Source organism: Bacillus sp. FSL R5-0659 (assembly GCF_038008785.1).
GTDB classification, from domain to species: Bacteria; Bacillota; Bacilli; order Bacillales; family Bacillaceae; genus Bacillus; species Bacillus safensis.
In genome coordinates this window covers 1,399,249-1,415,271 of the sequence record NZ_JBBOZU010000001.1, presented here as the reverse complement: position 1 = coordinate 1,415,271, position 16,023 = coordinate 1,399,249, and the positions used below count along the sequence as shown (strand labels likewise).

Annotated in this window: 19 protein-coding genes; 3 read left to right on the top strand and 16 right to left on the bottom strand. The window is 41.6% G+C overall.

The window, feature by feature from the left end:
* Positions 1-84: 84 nt before the first annotated feature.
* On the top strand, positions 85-1,293 hold the full coding sequence (ylbJ, locus tag NSQ72_RS07175) for a sporulation integral membrane protein YlbJ (RefSeq protein WP_059377052.1): 1,209 nt from the start codon (positions 85-87) through the stop codon (positions 1,291-1,293).
* Positions 1,294-1,306: 13 nt separating this feature from the next.
* Here ylbJ and coaD read toward each other — a convergent pair whose 3' ends face one another.
* The 9 genes from coaD to NSQ72_RS07130 all read right to left on the bottom strand — a co-directional run bounded on the left by coaD (position 1,307) and on the right by NSQ72_RS07130 (position 6,365).
* A complete protein-coding gene (coaD, locus tag NSQ72_RS07170) occupies positions 1,307-1,789 on the bottom strand; it encodes a pantetheine-phosphate adenylyltransferase (protein ID WP_024426917.1) in 483 nt (160 codons plus the stop codon).
* Position 1,790: 1 nt separating this feature from the next.
* Positions 1,791-2,378, bottom strand: coding sequence for a 16S rRNA (guanine(966)-N(2))-methyltransferase RsmD (rsmD, locus tag NSQ72_RS07165; protein WP_257218367.1), 588 nt, complete (start codon positions 2,376-2,378; stop codon positions 1,791-1,793).
* 280 nt (positions 2,379-2,658) lie between these two features.
* Positions 2,659-2,931 carry a YlbG family protein gene (locus NSQ72_RS07160; protein WP_003212137.1) on the bottom strand — a complete coding sequence of 91 codons (273 nt, stop codon included), beginning with the start codon at positions 2,929-2,931 and terminating at the stop codon, positions 2,659-2,661.
* A 65-nt stretch (positions 2,932-2,996) separates the two neighbouring features.
* Complete coding sequence (locus NSQ72_RS07155) at positions 2,997-3,446, bottom strand: YlbF family regulator (protein WP_007499807.1); 450 nt, start codon at positions 3,444-3,446, stop codon at positions 2,997-2,999.
* A 57-nt stretch (positions 3,447-3,503) separates the two neighbouring features.
* Entirely contained in the window at positions 3,504-3,914 is a 411-nt protein-coding gene (locus NSQ72_RS07150; RefSeq protein ID WP_341083672.1) for a hypothetical protein, read from the bottom strand.
* Between the two features lie 69 nt (positions 3,915-3,983).
* Complete coding sequence (locus NSQ72_RS07145; protein ID WP_039178297.1) at positions 3,984-4,232, bottom strand: YlbE-like family protein; 249 nt, start codon at positions 4,230-4,232, stop codon at positions 3,984-3,986.
* Positions 4,233-4,251: 19 nt separating this feature from the next.
* Positions 4,252-4,665, bottom strand: coding sequence for a YlbD family protein (locus NSQ72_RS07140; protein ID WP_024424279.1), 414 nt, complete (start codon positions 4,663-4,665; stop codon positions 4,252-4,254).
* 111 nt (positions 4,666-4,776) lie between these two features.
* Positions 4,777-5,820, bottom strand: a complete 1,044-nt coding sequence (locus tag NSQ72_RS07135) for a CAP domain-containing protein (RefSeq protein ID WP_047201767.1) — start codon at positions 5,818-5,820, stop codon at positions 4,777-4,779.
* Between the two features lie 122 nt (positions 5,821-5,942).
* Complete coding sequence (locus tag NSQ72_RS07130) at positions 5,943-6,365, bottom strand: CBS domain-containing protein (RefSeq protein ID WP_260776087.1); 423 nt, start codon at positions 6,363-6,365, stop codon at positions 5,943-5,945.
* Between the two features lie 161 nt (positions 6,366-6,526).
* Here NSQ72_RS07130 and NSQ72_RS07125 point away from each other — a divergent pair, with 161 nt between their 5' ends.
* On the top strand, positions 6,527-6,892 hold the full coding sequence (locus tag NSQ72_RS07125; protein ID WP_330545051.1) for a YugN family protein: 366 nt from the start codon (positions 6,527-6,529) through the stop codon (positions 6,890-6,892).
* Positions 6,893-6,959: 67 nt separating this feature from the next.
* On the opposite strand, the gene ctaG is transcribed toward NSQ72_RS07125, so the two are convergent.
* The 6 genes from ctaG to cyoE all read right to left on the bottom strand — a co-directional run bounded on the left by ctaG (position 6,960) and on the right by cyoE (position 13,133).
* Positions 6,960-7,838 carry a cytochrome c oxidase assembly factor CtaG gene (gene ctaG, locus NSQ72_RS07120; RefSeq protein ID WP_330545050.1) on the bottom strand — a complete coding sequence of 293 codons (879 nt, stop codon included), beginning with the start codon at positions 7,836-7,838 and terminating at the stop codon, positions 6,960-6,962.
* Between the two features lie 30 nt (positions 7,839-7,868).
* Entirely contained in the window at positions 7,869-8,198 is a 330-nt protein-coding gene (ctaF, locus tag NSQ72_RS07115) for a cytochrome c oxidase subunit IVB (RefSeq protein WP_024426910.1), read from the bottom strand.
* A 2-nt stretch (positions 8,199-8,200) separates the two neighbouring features.
* Positions 8,201-8,821 carry a cytochrome c oxidase subunit III gene (gene ctaE / locus NSQ72_RS07110; protein WP_024424780.1) on the bottom strand — a complete coding sequence of 207 codons (621 nt, stop codon included), beginning with the start codon at positions 8,819-8,821 and terminating at the stop codon, positions 8,201-8,203.
* Positions 8,821-10,692: a cytochrome c oxidase subunit I gene (gene ctaD / locus NSQ72_RS07105; RefSeq protein WP_039178285.1), complete on the bottom strand. Its 1,872-nt coding sequence runs from the start codon at positions 10,690-10,692 to the stop codon at positions 8,821-8,823. The genes ctaE and ctaD overlap by 1 nt, the downstream gene beginning before the upstream one ends.
* 176 nt (positions 10,693-10,868) lie before the next feature.
* Positions 10,869-11,936 (bottom strand): cytochrome c oxidase subunit II, encoded by a 1,068-nt coding sequence (coxB, locus tag NSQ72_RS07100; protein ID WP_039178282.1) that lies wholly within the window; start codon positions 11,934-11,936, stop codon positions 10,869-10,871.
* A 279-nt stretch (positions 11,937-12,215) separates the two neighbouring features.
* A complete protein-coding gene (gene cyoE / locus NSQ72_RS07095) occupies positions 12,216-13,133 on the bottom strand; it encodes a heme o synthase (RefSeq protein WP_003211774.1) in 918 nt (305 codons plus the stop codon).
* A 393-nt stretch (positions 13,134-13,526) separates the two neighbouring features.
* On the opposite strand from cyoE, the gene NSQ72_RS07090 reads away from it, so the two are divergent.
* Positions 13,527-14,447 carry a COX15/CtaA family protein gene (locus NSQ72_RS07090; protein ID WP_341083669.1) on the top strand — a complete coding sequence of 307 codons (921 nt, stop codon included), beginning with the start codon at positions 13,527-13,529 and terminating at the stop codon, positions 14,445-14,447.
* A 42-nt stretch (positions 14,448-14,489) separates the two neighbouring features.
* On the opposite strand, the gene NSQ72_RS07085 is transcribed toward NSQ72_RS07090, so the two are convergent.
* Positions 14,490-15,923 (bottom strand): cryptochrome/photolyase family protein, encoded by a 1,434-nt coding sequence (locus NSQ72_RS07085; protein ID WP_341083668.1) that lies wholly within the window; start codon positions 15,921-15,923, stop codon positions 14,490-14,492.
* Between the last annotated feature and the right edge of the window lie 100 nt (positions 15,924-16,023).

Here is a 16,023-nt window from a genome sequence, read left to right as displayed (position 1 = left end):
CTCGTATAGTAATAGAAGACAGGCTCGGCAAATTTCTTATCACGAGCACGCCAATAGATCATAACGGCAAGGGGCGAAATCTCCATGAAAAAATGGAACACTCTGTTCATCGCTGCTTTTTTTATTTTTTTAACAGCCACTGTGATTACACACCCACAAGCCTCTTTGCAAGCGTCGAAAAATGGACTTGCAATGTGGTGGGAGGTTGTGTTTCCATCATTGCTTCCTTTTTTTATTTTGTCCGAGCTATTAATTAGTTTTGGGATTGTCAGATTTGTCGGGGTATTATTAGAGCCATTTATGCGCCCCATCTTCCGGGTGCCAGGTGTAGGCGGATTTGTCCTAGCAATGGGAATGGCTTCAGGGTTTCCTTCCGGTGCGAAATTAACGACAAGATTGAGGCAGGAAAGGCAGCTGACGAGAATCGAAGCAGAGCGTCTCGTTTCCTTTACAAATTCATCGAATCCATTGTTTATTTTCGGTGCGGTGGCTGTTGGTTTTTTTCATCACCCAGCTCTAGGCATTGTATTGGCAAGCGCACATTATTTAGGGAACCTTGCTGTTGGTGTGACGATGCGGGGATATAAAGCGAGGCATGATGCGCATCTAAGAAGCGGCAAGAAATTTTTATTCCCGCCGTTTAAAGAGGCATTCAATGCTCTTCATACAGCAAGACTCGCAGAGAAAAGACCGCTCGGCCAAATTTTAAGTGATGCAGTCATGTCATCAGTCCAAACACTCTTTATGATTGGCGGCTTTATTATCTTATTTTCTGTGTTTAGCAAAATGCTGTCAGTTGTCCATGTGACAGACCTTTTATCCATAGGGCTCGGATATATGCTGCAAACGATGCACCTTCCGCCAGAATTAGACCTTGCCATGATTGCTGGTTTATTTGAAATCACATTAGGAAGCCAGATGACGGGGGCACAGGAAGTCACCCTTCTCGCTAAAACCATTGTGGTCAGCTTTATTTTAGGATTCAGCGGGTTTTCTGTTCAAGCCCAAGTCGCCGGCATTCTAGCGGCAACCGATATCCGCTTTAAACCATTTTTCTTCGCCCGTTTGCTTCACGGGATTTATGCAGCTGTTTTTGCCTTTTTATTATTCAAGCCTCTTTATGTCTCTCGATCAGACATCGCTCTCCCGGCGGGTGCCTTTGATGCAGGCCAGCAGGTCGTCATGTTCAGCAGCGTGCTTTGGAATCAACTTGTGACAGCTGGTCCCTTAATCACACTTTGCAGCTTAATTGTGTATATCGCGCTATACTATCGGAAATTAAAAAATGGATGAGTGCTGGGTGCACTCATCCATTAAATTTTTCCTTCAGCGCTGCTTCTACCTCTTTTGGTACAAGATCTTTGACTGCCCCATGATATTTCGCTACTTCTTTGACAATGCTGGAGCTTAAGAAGGAATATTGATTGTTGGTCATCATAAAAAACGTTTCAATTTCATCGTCTAACACCTTGTTCATTGAGGTGCCTTGCATCTCATACTCAAAGTCCGTCACAGCCCTTAGTCCGCGTAAAATAACTTTGGCCTCTTTTTGTTTTGCGTAATCAACGAGCAGGCCGTGAAAGGATTCAACTTTGATATTTGGCAGCTCCTTCGTCGCTTGGCGAATAAGTTCACACCGTTCTTCAACAGTAAATAACGGTTTTTTAGATGAATTATTTAATACACATACATACACTTCATCAAAAATCTTTGCACCTCTTTTGATGATATCCAAATGCCCCAATGTGACTGGATCGAAGCTGCCCGGACAAACGGCTATGTTCCCCATATTAATTTCCCCGCTTTCTATAGATCGTAATACCAGTCAATCCGTACAGTTCCTGTCTTGTGATGTGAAGTTGTCCTGCTTCTTCTGGCAGCTTCACATCTTTGTCGTGCTCACACACGATCACGCCGTCATCTGTTAACAAGGCGTGCTCGTCAATCATTTCAAGAAGTGCTTTTAGCTGTTGATCTTTATAGGGCGGATCAAGGAAGATGGCTTGAAAGGATTCCTCTCGTTTCACAACAGCTGCGAGTGCACGCTTTGCTTCATTTCGAAACACTTCACTTTGATCCATTAGCGACAATTGATTCAGGTTGCCTTTAATCGTTTGAATCGCCTTCATATCGCGATCAACAAATATGCAATGATCGAATCCTCTAGAAAGCGCTTCAATTCCTAAACCACCGCTTCCTGCAAATAAATCAAGAGCCCATCCGCCATCGAAATACGGGCCGATCATATTAAATATTGATTCTTTTACTTTATCTGTCGTCGGTCTTGTTGATTGACCTGGTACCGCTTTAAGTGTGCGGCCTTTTCTCGTTCCAGAGATGACTCTCATTTTTCCACCACTTTTTCTGCTTGCTTCTATTGGTCATTGTTGATGACAAAAAATTCAACATTATCTTACCACATCACCCCTCAAGGAACAATGCGCGGATTTTCATTCATTTTCTATGTATAGATCAAGAAATCCGGGGTCATACTACTTTTAACAGCATCTGATGTGGTGCTGTTGCCAACCGCGGAGAAGACTTACGTTTCCCCATAAGTTCTTCCTCCGGTTTCTCCTCTCCCTTTGCCTTCTCCTTAATGAATCATTAAGAATAGAAGGACCCCGCGGGTGATGCCGCGGGGATTTTTTTGTGTCTTTAAAAGCCCACCTTATAATCATACTCTTTTGCTTTGTCCAATTTGGATTCGTACTCTAATTTAATAAAAGGTTTATATGAAGGCTCAACACGTTTCACAAATGGTAACGAGCTGAGCTTAGCCATATGGCGCTCAAGATCATTCATATCACAATAGATCACCGCATATTTCATTTTCCTTGAAATATAGTGAACATTCCCGAATTTTCTTAGCGCTTTTGACTGCTTTAACGAATGCAGCCAGACGACCATCCCTTGACGTTTGGTTTCCATCTTTTCACCTGCCGCTTTTCAATTCTTTTCATTCATTATGTAAAAGACGAGACATTCAAGTCTCGTCAAGATACTTTACAGCCGCAGCTGCCACCTGATCCACAGCCACCGCCGCATGATGATAGACCATCAAAATATGGGTTCCCTGTTGGAACTTTAATATATGCTGATACAGCTTGACCGATTTCAATACTAATCTCATCTAAGATGGATTGAATCGCTGTTTCTGCTTTTTTGAAATCAACCACTGTATCGTGAAGATCTAGCTTTCTTTTGACCTCACGCATTTCCTTTGAGATCGTTCTATAGTCCGGATGGTATTTGCCGAACCGCTGCACATCCTCATATTGCTCTTTTACTTTTGTAAAATGGGCAATAATTTGTTGGGCTTCTTCGTCTTGCTGGAGACGCTTAAAGCAGTTGCGGTAATGTTCAGCCTCCTCCGACTGAAGAATCATGGCAGCCAATTGATTTGCTTCCTCTTGGAGCTCCACAGATTCGATTGTCGCATACATAAATGTTGCACCTCCAATTCATAGTTTACCACGAAACCTATGGATCAGAAAATGCTTTTACGTGACAAATACATCCCATGTTTCTCTTTTCTGTTTATATTCTGGATGACGAGAATTCAGCACAACGGTCATTTTATGCTTTCCTTTTGAAAGGTGCTTGACCACAAATGCCGCAGTATACTCATTCCCTGCACGTTTCCCGTCTACATACACTGTGAAATATCCCGCCTTCTCGTTCTTTTTTAGACGCTCTGGCTGAAGATGAAAATCTTGAAGTGTACTTTCTATATAGACCGACGATCCCTGCACTTTGTATTTCAAAAAGCCTTGCTGCTTCATTTCGCTTTTGGCTTGCTGCATGACTGGTAATGCTGGGTCTTGCTTGATCACTTGCTCTTCTCCATGTTGACTTTGACACCCGGTAACAAGAAAAAGCAATGCGCCTATTGACAGCATCCATTTCATCATCTGATTCTCCTTTCATCTACTTTTATAGGATGCTCAGGAAATAGACATCTTAATCAACTCAAAAAAGCCTCAACCGGCTCCATTTTGATTGCGCATTGCTTGGAACATTTGAATCATCATTTCAGCCATTTGGACGCTATTGCTCAACTGACTTACACGATGAGGAATGGTTTTTTCGTAAAAGTTCATTTTATCTAATTCAAAGGACGATAGATTTTCAGGATGTCGCGTAAGCTGTCTGTACCAGAGAGGACGCTGCCTTATGAATTTGATTCGATCCTCTTCGGCCATGACAAATTCCTGTACTTCTTTTCGCACCAGAAGCATCCCCTTTCACTTAATCTTTCCTGAAGGAGAATGGGTGCTGACTGCCTCCAGATGAACCTTTCTTTGAACCATTGGATGAAAATTGGCCGAGTAAGCTTTGTAAAGAGGAAATAGACTGGCTCATTTTGTTAATCTGTTCATTCATTTGATCAGCGTCCATTTTTTTCACAGCAGAAACCATTTTAGACATAAAATCTGCTTTTCCTGCTTCACTTGGCTTAGAGGCTTTTTCTTCTTTAGCGTCTTCAGATTTCGATTGCCGGTAAGGTGACCACATCTCATCTTCCTCACCAAACATGACCCAATTCTCGTAGACACTTTGCCAGCTTTTTTCTTGCGTTTGCACTTCTTGAATTAACTTCGGATGGCGTCTGACGAATTGTTTAAATTCATCAATGGATGTTTGTTTTTGCTTGTTTGTCATATCCTCACCCCCCATACAAATGCCTACTATACTATATACACCAGCATCTATTTTGGTGAGCCTCTTTTTAAACATCAAAAAAACAGCTGCGACTTATGCAGCTGCTTTCGTTTAAGATGTTTTCTTGATGAAATTCTGGGTGTAATATTTTTCTTTCACCCCTACGCCAAGATGCGTGTAATCTTTATTTAATAACGCCTTCCTGTGACCTTCACTATTGAGCCAGCCCTCTACCGCTGCAGGTCCATCGACATAGTTATAGGCAATGTTTTCACCTGCGAGCTGAAAGCCCACCTCGCCTCTTTCTAACCGGTCTTTCAGCGTACCGTATTTTTTAGATTCATGGGAGAAATAATGATTCTCTTTCATGTCCTCACTATGCATAAAGGCCACTTCAGAGGTTTCATCATCCCACTTTAAGATCGGCAGGTTGTACTTATGTCGGATAATATTGGTCATATCAAAAATTTGTTTTTGACTGGATGTTTCAATGTCTTTCCACTTTTCGCCCGATATCGGCTCAGGTTCTACCAATTGACCTCGGTAGACGACCTCATATGGCTTTTGTTTCACAAATGTATCTGCGTTGAAGGCCCTGATACTTGAAAGGGTGCTTTCAAACTTATCCATGTAAAGCTGAACATACACATCATCTCCCACTTTCACAGTGGGTCTTGTATTCATATCATCTTCTGAGAATTCAAAGCGGTATGAATTTTGTTCATCCTCTACATGAATGTAAGGTGCAATTTGTGTTTTCTTAAATACTTCACTTGTGGCTTGACCGATTTTAAATGGTTCTACATTCAGTCCGTCTCCTGTTGCAAACAAGGTCACCACTTTACTATCCTTTACCCCTACTTGAATATAGTGCTTCTTCGATTGGTTGTAAATCCACCAGTCATAATCATATGCGGAAGGATCAATGCGATCTGGTTCTCCCAGCTGTTTAAGCACTTCGTTTGAAGATTTCCCCATAAAGGACATGAGCCCCTTCTTTGGGATATTGATCGGCTTATCGCTAGATGTTTCTTCATTAGACACCTTCGGTTCATTGCTGTTTTCTTTTTCTGGTGAAGATCCATATTGAATAAACAGAACGTACGTTCCAGATATAATCAGGAGGATGAGGAGTGTTTTGAGCACAGTTTTCAAATAAACACCTCCGTTAAATTGGCAAGGTACAAAAAGTACCTTCTACTGTCATTTAAACAAAACTTGCTCCATTTATCAACGACAATACAGCCTATTTAACACGAATTTAAAATATGCCCCTCTTAATGAAGAAATCCTTGTCCATGATCTTGATCCTGTTGAGAGATTTCTGTCAGTGCATCTCCCGCGCGATCATTTGATAAATCTTCGACTGATAAATCTCCAAGAGCGACAATCCCTGTTAATGAGCCGTTTTTCACAACGGGAATGCGGCGGAGCTGATGCTCTGACATGAGCCGGACAATTTCTTCAAGCGTTGCATCTTCTTCAGCTGTTAGTACTTCCTTTGTCATCAGCGAACCCACTTCCTGTGAATTTGGCTTTTTTTCCGCAATGCCTCTAAGCACAAGGTCACGGTCTGTCACTATTCCAACGAGCTGATCTCCGTCAACTACTGGAATGGCACCGATGTCAGCATCTCTCATTTTGACTGCTGCTTCATACGTATTGTCATCTTGCTGACATGTCACTACTTTTTTTGTCATAATATCTTTGATTTTTTTCGTTTTCACGTTGATTCCTCCATCCGTTATTTTCTTTATTACTGTAACCAGCTTATAAAAGAACATACCTTTCACAGTTGAAAGTTTAACGCTTTCATACTATGATTGTCAGTAAAGGGAAATTTTATAAGGAGGGGTTTTGGGTGAAGTTTGAAGGTACGGGGATTGAAGAGGTATCAGCTGACTTAAATAAATTAGATTTCATTATGGAAAGTGAAGGATTTGTACGAGCCGATCAATGGGATTATGAGCGTGTGACGTACGACAGAAAGTACAGCATGGTAGAGGGGACCTTTTATTTACGAATTTCCGGCTACGCCACTGAAGGAGATGTCGGTTCCAAAAAGGCACACATCCAGCTTCTAACACCATTACTTGGAAAACACTATTATCCACATGGCGTTGAATATGGCGAAGGCGAAGAATTCCCTAAGTCTCTCATCCAATCAAGCAAAAAAACACTTGCACAACTGAAGGAAAAACTAGAAGCCATCACGGCTGAAGCATAAAACAAGGCTAAAATGATCTTTTAGCCCTTTTTCTAAGATGAAAGCACAGCCAGTCGGCTGTGCTTTTTTATTCATATTTCGGAATAAGCGCATCTGGTACAGCATCTTTTGCTCTTTCTTTTCTTGCCCAGTCAAAGAAGACAACAGCAAGAATAGAGCCGTACACAATTTCTTGAATAATTTTCATCAAAATGGCACCTAGCTGCTGATCCTCTAGCAGCGGCAAGGTGTGGAACATATCAGGGCCAGTGAGAGCAAGGCCTGCAAGCATATCACTTGGCACACATAAATGCAGTGCTTGTATCCATGCACCTGCATCAGAATAGGTTGCATAGATCGGTGCCTCACTAAACATGATGAGTGCACAGGCCGGAGTCATCAATATCCCGTCTGCCATGATATATCCAAGCTTCAAAATGCCTGTGATCTGCGGCAGACTTTGAACTTTATGGACAAGCGGCCACCACATGAAAAAGGCAGCGATAAAAATAACAACCGTCATCAATGCATGGTAAAACGGATCTGTTTTCACAAAATCAAACACAAGTGGAATGTGATACAGCGAAAACAAGCCGTTAAACCCAAGCAGTGCAATTAAAGGCTTGGAAAACAAACGGAAAACGGCTTGAATACCTGGTGTTTGAATGATCCGCTCCCAGATGGTTGCAGGCAATCCTGTAATAAGGAGAGGCGGGATGACTAAATAGAGCACTGCCATTTGCGCCATATGTGCACTAAACATAATATGCCCCATTAAATCAATTGGGCTCCCTTTCACAGCATATAACAGAACAAGCCCCGTCAGAAATAACGTTTTCTCTTTCACCGTCGCACGGTGCTTCCCCTTTGTCACAAGAAGCAGATAAAGAGCAGCTGCTATCACAATACAAGTCAAATAATAAGGGCTCCATAATGCCCGAAATCCGAATATTTCTAAGTTCTCCATTGCTGCGCCTCCTTCAAGGGCAAAGCGGGTTTACCACCATATAATGGTCAAAAAGGCTAATACGGTAATAAACGCAACAAACACACCTGAGTATAGAAACAAGGCGGGTGTTTCATGCCCTTTTTGGTTCATATGCATAAAATAATAAAGCTGAAAAGCCACCTGAATGCCTGCAAGCAGTAAAATAAATGGTACAGCGAACCAATTTCCAACGTCTTCTGAGGCGATCGTTAAAAACGCAACAAATGTTAATCCAATCATCAAGCCGAAAGAAATGAGCTGATGCTTCATTTCTTCGGCATTTTTCTTTTTACGATATACAAGGTCGACTTTGGACTGATTTGTGTTTTTATTTCCCATTCTTATCCCACCATTCCCATTAAATATACAACGGTAAAGATGAAGACCCACACAACATCAATGAAGTGCCAATAGAGACTTGCCACATAATATTTCGGTGCATTGTATAAATCGAGTCCGCGTCTCATATTTCGAATCATGAGAGCGGTAATCCAGCAAAGTCCGAAGGCGACGTGAGCTCCGTGAGTTCCTACAAGTGTATAGAAGGAAGAACCAAGAGCTGAGCTGGTAATCGTAAATTCATACGCATGCACGTAGTGATAAAACTCATAAATCTCAACCCCTAAAAATCCAGCACCTAAAAGGACCGTGATACCAAGCCAAAGCTGCATCTTTTTAAAGGCAAAGTTTTTCATATGATACATGGCATACACACTCGTTAAACTGCTCGTTAATAGAAGCATTGTGGCAATAAAGACAAGTGTGAGGTCAAACATATCAGTTGTTTTTGCTCCGCCTGCATTTGAGTTTTTCAGTGCCAAATACGTGGCGAAAAGCGATGCAAACAGAACGGTTTCTCCTCCAAGAAACAGCCAGAACCCGACAAACTTATTCTTCCCTTCTAACGTGGCTTTCTCAGGAGAAGCCGGAAAGGTTTCCGCCGTCATTTTTTGTGGTTCCATTATGCTTTCACCCCTTTATCATCGTCGTCGGTCAAATCTTCTTTGTGAATATGGTATCCATGATCATCTTTCAGAGACCTAACGAGCATGGTCGCAAACGTAATACCAAGACCAATGAAGATCACTGGAAGCCCCCAGTCGTGCTCTTGACGATACATGAAACCAAACGCTGACACAAATAGACCGAATGAGATAATGACAGGCAAAATGGAATTATTCGGCATGTGAATATCATCGAGCGGTTCAGATGCTGTCATTCCTTTTTTACCATCCATTTTTTCAATCCATAATGGATCTAGTCCTCTCACAAGCGGAAGCTGTTTAAAGTTGTATTCTGGCGGAGGCGAAGACACTGCCCATTCAAGTGTTCTTCCATCTCCCCAAGGATCGCTCGATACACGCTCCCCTTTTGCTGTTGTCCAGATGATATTAATCAGCATGATCACAACAGCTACAAACATAAACAGTGCCCCAATCGTACTGATCAAGTTCCCAAGCTCGAGACCCTGACCTGGCAGGAACGTAAAGACCCGGCGCGGCATGCCCCATAGACCGAGAAAATGCTGGATAAAGAAAGTTAAGTGGAAACCGATGAAAAACAGCACAAAGCCAATTTTTCCAAGTTTCTCATTCAGTATCTTTCCAAACATCTTCGGCCACCAGTAATGCACACCTGCTAAAATACCGAATACAACCCCGCCGATAATGACGTAATGGAAATGCGCCACAACAAAATACGTATCATGGAACTGATAATCCGCTGCAGCTGCCGCAAGCATGACTCCGGTTACCCCGCCAAGTAAGAACGACGGAATAAAGGCAACAGAATAAAGCATCGGCGTTGTAAACTTCACATTACCGCCCCATATCGTGAGCAACCAGTTGAATACTTTAATTCCTGTTGGCACCGCAATTGCCATGGTCGCTACGGCAAAGATCGCATTGGCGATAGGTCCAAGCCCTGTTGTGAACATGTGATGCGCCCACACCATGAATCCAAGGAAACCAATCAATACAGTAGCGAACACCATGGACGAGTAGCCAAACAGTCTTTTTCTTGCAAACACAGGAATGATCTCAGAGAAGATTCCAAATGCCGGCAGGATCAAGATATATACTTCCGGGTGTCCGAAAATCCAGAACAAATGCTCCCAGATGATTGTATTTCCTCCAAGCTCTGGATTGAAAAAGCTCGTGTCAAACATTCTATCAAGCATCAGCATCGCAAGCCCTGCTGTCAGCGGCGGGAATGCGAATAAAATAAGTGCGGAGGCGACAAATGTCGTCCAAGTAAAGAGCGGCATTCTCATATACGTCATACCAGGCGCTCTCATATTTATAATCGTTGCAAGAAAGTTAATCCCGGCAATCAGCGTACCAATACCCGCAATCTGCAAACCCAAAATATAGAAATCCATTCCATGCCCTTCAGAATTCAACGTGAGCGAAGCGTATGCAGTCCAGCCTGCATCAGGTGCTCCGCCCATAAACCATCCAAGGTTTAAGAAAATTCCTCCGAAAAAGAATAACCAAAAACCAAGTGAATTCACAAACGGAAATGCTACGTCACGTGCACCAATTTGAATTGGTACAACCGCATTCATTAATGCAAATAAAAGCGGCATAGCTGCAAGGAAAATCATTGTCGTTCCATGCATCGTCATGATTTCATTGTAAACCCCTGCACTGACAAAATCACTTTCAGGGATGGCTAGCTGAATACGGATAAACATCGCTTCGATTCCGCCAACCAAAAAGAAAAATCCCCCTGCCACTAAATATAATATGGCAATTTTTTTGTGGTCAACCGTTGTCAAGTAATCCCATAAGACAGCGCCAAACCCCCGCTTTTTAGCTATTGTACTCACCATGAAATCCCCCTCTTATCTCCCATTTGCCCCTTTTCATATAGATGTCTTTCTTCACGATCCTTTAAACAGACTATGTCTGACAGATGACGACTTCTCGGTTGTAGAGACATATTCGGGAGCTCTTAACAAAAACTTCACATCGATCACATACCCTCTTGCATATCTGCTTCTAGTTGTTACTCGACTTTAAGACCTTTTAAATACTCGTAAAGTGCATCTGCTTCTGAGTCATTTAATTTAGGGTACGTTCCTGTCATCTTATTACCTGGTTTAAAGCTTTCTGGATCTTTCAGCCATGCTTTCACATTTTCTTTGTTCATGTCTTTGATTCCAGCTACTTTCGTCCGTTCTCCGAAGGTCGCAAGGTTTGGTGCTGTCCTTGCTGCTTCCGGCCGTTCGTCACCAGGCTCTACTGCGTGACAGCTTAAACAGTTTTTCTCTTTAAATAGCTTTTCACCCTCTAAAGCGAGATCTTTTGTGGATTCAGGCTTCTTGTAATCAGCCATTTTTTTCGTCCATCCTAAGAACTCATCTTGAGAAAGCGTTTTAACTTTAAAGTCCATTAAAGCATGTGACGGTCCGCAAAGCTCCGCACATTTCCCGTAGAAATATTCCCCTGCATCTTTCGTTCGTTTCGAGTCAAAGATTAAATAAAATTTGTTCTCATTATCTGTGTTTGTATCAATTTTACCGCCAGCCGATGGAACCCAGAATGAGTGTTTGACATCGGATGCTTTTAGCTTAAAGTACACCTTTTGATCTGTTGGTACGATCAATTCCTGACTTGTGACAATCCCATAATCAGGGTATTCAAATTCCCACCAATATAAGCTGGCCCTTACATTCACAACAAGTGTTTTTTCAGGATCTCGTTTTTTCTTATCCATAGCGCTTGTATCCCCTAGTTCAAGCGTGTATGCCACAACAGGTACAACGAGAATAATGAGTAGAAGAATCGGAATCGCTGTCCACGTGATTTCCAAGTTGCGGTTCCCTTCCACCTGCTTTGGAATCGTATCTTCTCCCACTTTAGAACGTTTGAATTTAATGATGACGTAAAAGAAAATGATCGATACAACAATGACGACAAGAACCATAATAAGTGTACTCAGTACCGTTAGGAAAAACTGTTTATCTGCTACTTCCCCAACTGGCTTGAGTGTTGATAAGTATGGTTCACCACAGCCCGCCAAAACGAGCGTCAGTAAGAGAAACAGTGAATAAACACGCCATTTTCTTATCATAATTTGTCCCAACCCCTTTTGCTTGATCTCCTTTGCCTTTCGCTTTTTACCTCTTATTTATAAAATCACTTCTCACCCATCTATAACCTCCGCCTCTTATAAAAGCACTTACATTTCCTCTTTTCATAAAAAAATGATGTTTTTACTCAAAATACCATCTATGTATAAACAGAAAGCCGCCTAAATAGAACTGAATATCAGGCGGCTTTCATAGTTGTTAGAAAATGTTGTGTTATAAGATATAGCCATTGTTTTGATGTGATCAAAGTGTATTTCACTCTAGAATAGTGTAATAATAATCATCGCTACGAAAAAGATGGTTAAGTAGTTTAATGAATAAACGAACATGAGCGTTGACCACTTCATGACGTCTTTCATTTTAAAGCCCATAAGGCCAATAACAAGCCATCCAATATTAAGCAGTGTACCAAGTGCGACAATCGGCCATCCTAATCCACCTAAGAAAAATGGAAGTGGAAGAAGACATGCTGTCCAAATGATGATTTGGCGTTTTGTGACTTCAAAGCCGTAAACAACTGGCAGCATTGGAATGCCCGCCTTACGGTAATCTTCTGTTTTCTTAATCGCAAGTGATAGGAAGTGCGGGATTTGCCAAATGAACATAATCATAAACAAAACCCAAGCCGTTGTGTCGATTGTACCTGTGACAGCTGTCCAGCCAATTAATGGCGGAACCGCGCCAGATACACTTCCGATAACTGTATTGATGGTGTAATGGCGTTTAGACCACATGGTGTAAAGAACCGCATAAGTAAAGACTCCAATAAATCCAATCACTGCTGATGTAATGGTTGTCATCAGAAGCATAATGAGTCCTAATACAACAAGCAGAATGCCAAATGCATACGCTTGCCCCGGCTGAATTTTACCTGTAACCGTCGGTCTTGTTTTTGTTCTTTCCATTAATATATCAATATCACGGTCAAACGCATTATTAATCGCGCATGAACCGGCAATAATAAGAGAAGAACCAATCATTGTTAACAGCACAATATCAAGATTTCCAAGAAAACTCATACCTGTAAAATAAAAAGCAAGCCACATTCCAGTAAATGTCGTAATGAAATTGGAATTGACGATGCCCATTTTAATCAGAGCAAGAAAATCTTTCCACGCTGTTGTTTCTTCTATTTGTCCATGAATAGCTGCTTCCGCGGCTGTTTTGGAATTTGCCAATGTGTATAACCTCCCTTGCCCAAACCTTCAAACGAACGAATGACACGTAAAATCATTACAACTCTATCATACAAGATAAACAGCTGTAAAAAAACATCCTATTAAATAATAAACGACAAACTTGAAGTTATTTGTGAACTTTTCGTGAATTTATTAGGATATATGTGTGTTTCAGAAGGCGGTGCAAAATGAAATATTCTCTCCTCTATTTCTATCAGACTGTCAAAGAAAGATCAAGCACTCTAAATCTGTAAACTTTGTGAACTAACATATCATTTTTTTGTGAACTTTGGTCATTATGAATTGCAACAGAACACGCATTTGGCTTAAACTTGAGAGCATGTGAGGTTTTCATTTACATCAGAAGTTTTTTAGAGAAGGTGAAATAATTTGATGAAATTTGCTTTAAGGCTATTGAGCGTGATCACAACGTTTGTGATGCTGATCGTATTGATTGGCGGTGCGCTTGTGACGAAAACCGGTTCGGGTCTTGGCTGCGGTAGACAGTGGCCCCTTTGCCACGGTCGTTTCTTTCCTGAAATGAATCCCGCTTCCATCATCGAATGGAGTCACCGCATGTCAACAGGGGTTTCCACCATTCTTGTTCTGGCACTAGCGGTCTTATGCTGGAAAAAAATTAGTCCAGTATTCCGTGAAACCAAATTTTTGGTCATCATGTCCATTATATTCTTAGTGCTTCAAGCGCTTTTAGGAGCTCTTGCCGTCGTATTTGGTTCTAACGCACTTGTGATGGCACTGCACTTCGGTATTTCACTCATTTCATTTGCTTCAGTATTACTGCTTGCCCTTCTTGTCTTTGAAGCAACCAGATCTGAAACAAAGCTTGTGAAGCCGCTTCATATCGGCAAAAAGATGCAGTTCCATATTTATGGGTTGATCACGTATACGTATATCGTTGTCTATACGGGTGCTTATGTGAGACATACAAAGTCAAGCCTTGCCTGCTCTGTCTTCCCGTTTTGTTCAAAAGACGGTGCGCTTCCAACTTATTTTAATCAGTGGGTTCAAATGTCTCACCGAGCAGCAGCACTTCTTTTATTCGTCTGGATATTTGTCGCTATGTTCCATGCCATGAAACATTATAAAGAACAGAAGCAGCTGTATTATGGATGGATCATCTCAGCCATTCTGATTACACTTCAAGCCATTTCAGGTGTGATGTCTGTTTATTCTCAGCTTGCACTTGGTTACGCGCTGGCTCATTCATTCTTTATTTCTTGTTTGTTTGGGGTACTATGCTACTTCTGCTTACTTATTGCCCGGTTTAAATATGAAAGCAAAGAGCAAATTTAAATAAGATTTACATCCCCCTTTCATGCCGAAAGGGGGATTTTTTTATTGTTGTTTTGCTTCTTCGAATAGCGAGATGGCTTTTTTGCGTCTTTCCCCGTGCTCAACTGTTGGCAGCGGGTATGTATCCCCTAGTACACAGCTCGATTTCAGTTGTTCATCGATCGGCATTTTACTTGGTTCATGAATCCATTTTTCATCGACATGCTTAAGCTCTGGTACATATCTTCTAATATATTCCCCGCTCGGATCAAATCGCTTCGACTGAGTCGTTGGGTTAAAAATACGGAAGTATGGAACGGCATCTGTCCCAACAGAAGCTGCCCACTGAAATCCTCCGATATTCGAAGCCTCATCATAATCCACAAGCTTTTTTGCAAAATACGCTTCTCCCTTTCTCCAATCAATCAAATAGTCCTTTGTTAAAAATGAGGCGGTGACCATTCTTAAACGGTTATGCATCCAGCCTTCCTCATTTAACTGCCGCATCCCTGCATCAACGAGGGGAAAGCCTGTCTCACCTTTACACCATGCGTTAAAGAGCTTCTCATCTTCATTCCATTTCATTCCTTGAAACGCCGAATTAATTTCTTTTTCTTTCATCTCTGGATAATGAGCATAAATCATATGGTAAAAATCTCGCCATGCTAGCTCTTTGATAAAGGTTTCTCTGCCCTCGTCTTCAAGCGCTTCCTCATGAACCGCATGAAAGATCGTTCGAATCGAAATGGCCCCTGTTTTCAAGAAACGTGACAGCTTGCTCGTTCCAAAAACAGATGGAATATCTCGTTTTTCATGGTAACGTGTTAATCTTTTTTGGATAAAGTCATGCAGCGTGTTCATCGCTTTGTGTGAGCCGATTTGATCAAATTTCCTTGAGCATTTCTTGATCATGCTGCGTAGTTTGTCATTCCCTTCATGCGAAAGTGACTCATCACAAATCGTATGAGCGCTGCTGAGAAATGATTTGTCAACTTTTATCACAGGCTGCTTCTCTTGCTTTCGCCATGATTGATAGTATGGAGTAAACACTTGATAATGAGTGCCATCCGCTTTTAAAATATCATGCGCCCCGTGAAGGTGTGTATCTTGCCATTTTGACACATGAATGCCCTTCTTTTCTAAAAAATCGGTTACGTGATGGTCACGCCTTTGTCCGATTCCCACTTGATCTTCATTAAAAAAGACAGCTTTGATGTCATACACATCGATCACTTGCTGAAAGGCACGCAAGACATCTCCATAGAGAAGGTGAACATACATTTGAGATTCTCTTGCTTCCTTGACGAAATGCGCCAAGTTTTGAAAAAAATGTTCGTTGTTTAAATCTAGATCCATTTCTGTAAAAAATGGATCTAGATGATAAAGAGCAAATAATTTGTACTCGTGTTTTTTTGCATATATGATCGCTTTTGATAAGGCGATATGATCATCTAAACGCATATCCCGGCGAAACCAAATCACAACAATTTTGTCCAACCTTCTTCACCTCACTCTATAGTGTAATCACTCTCACTTGCTGCTGCACATTTTAATGCGCTCAAAAAAAAGACACATCACGATGGATGTGTCTCACTTC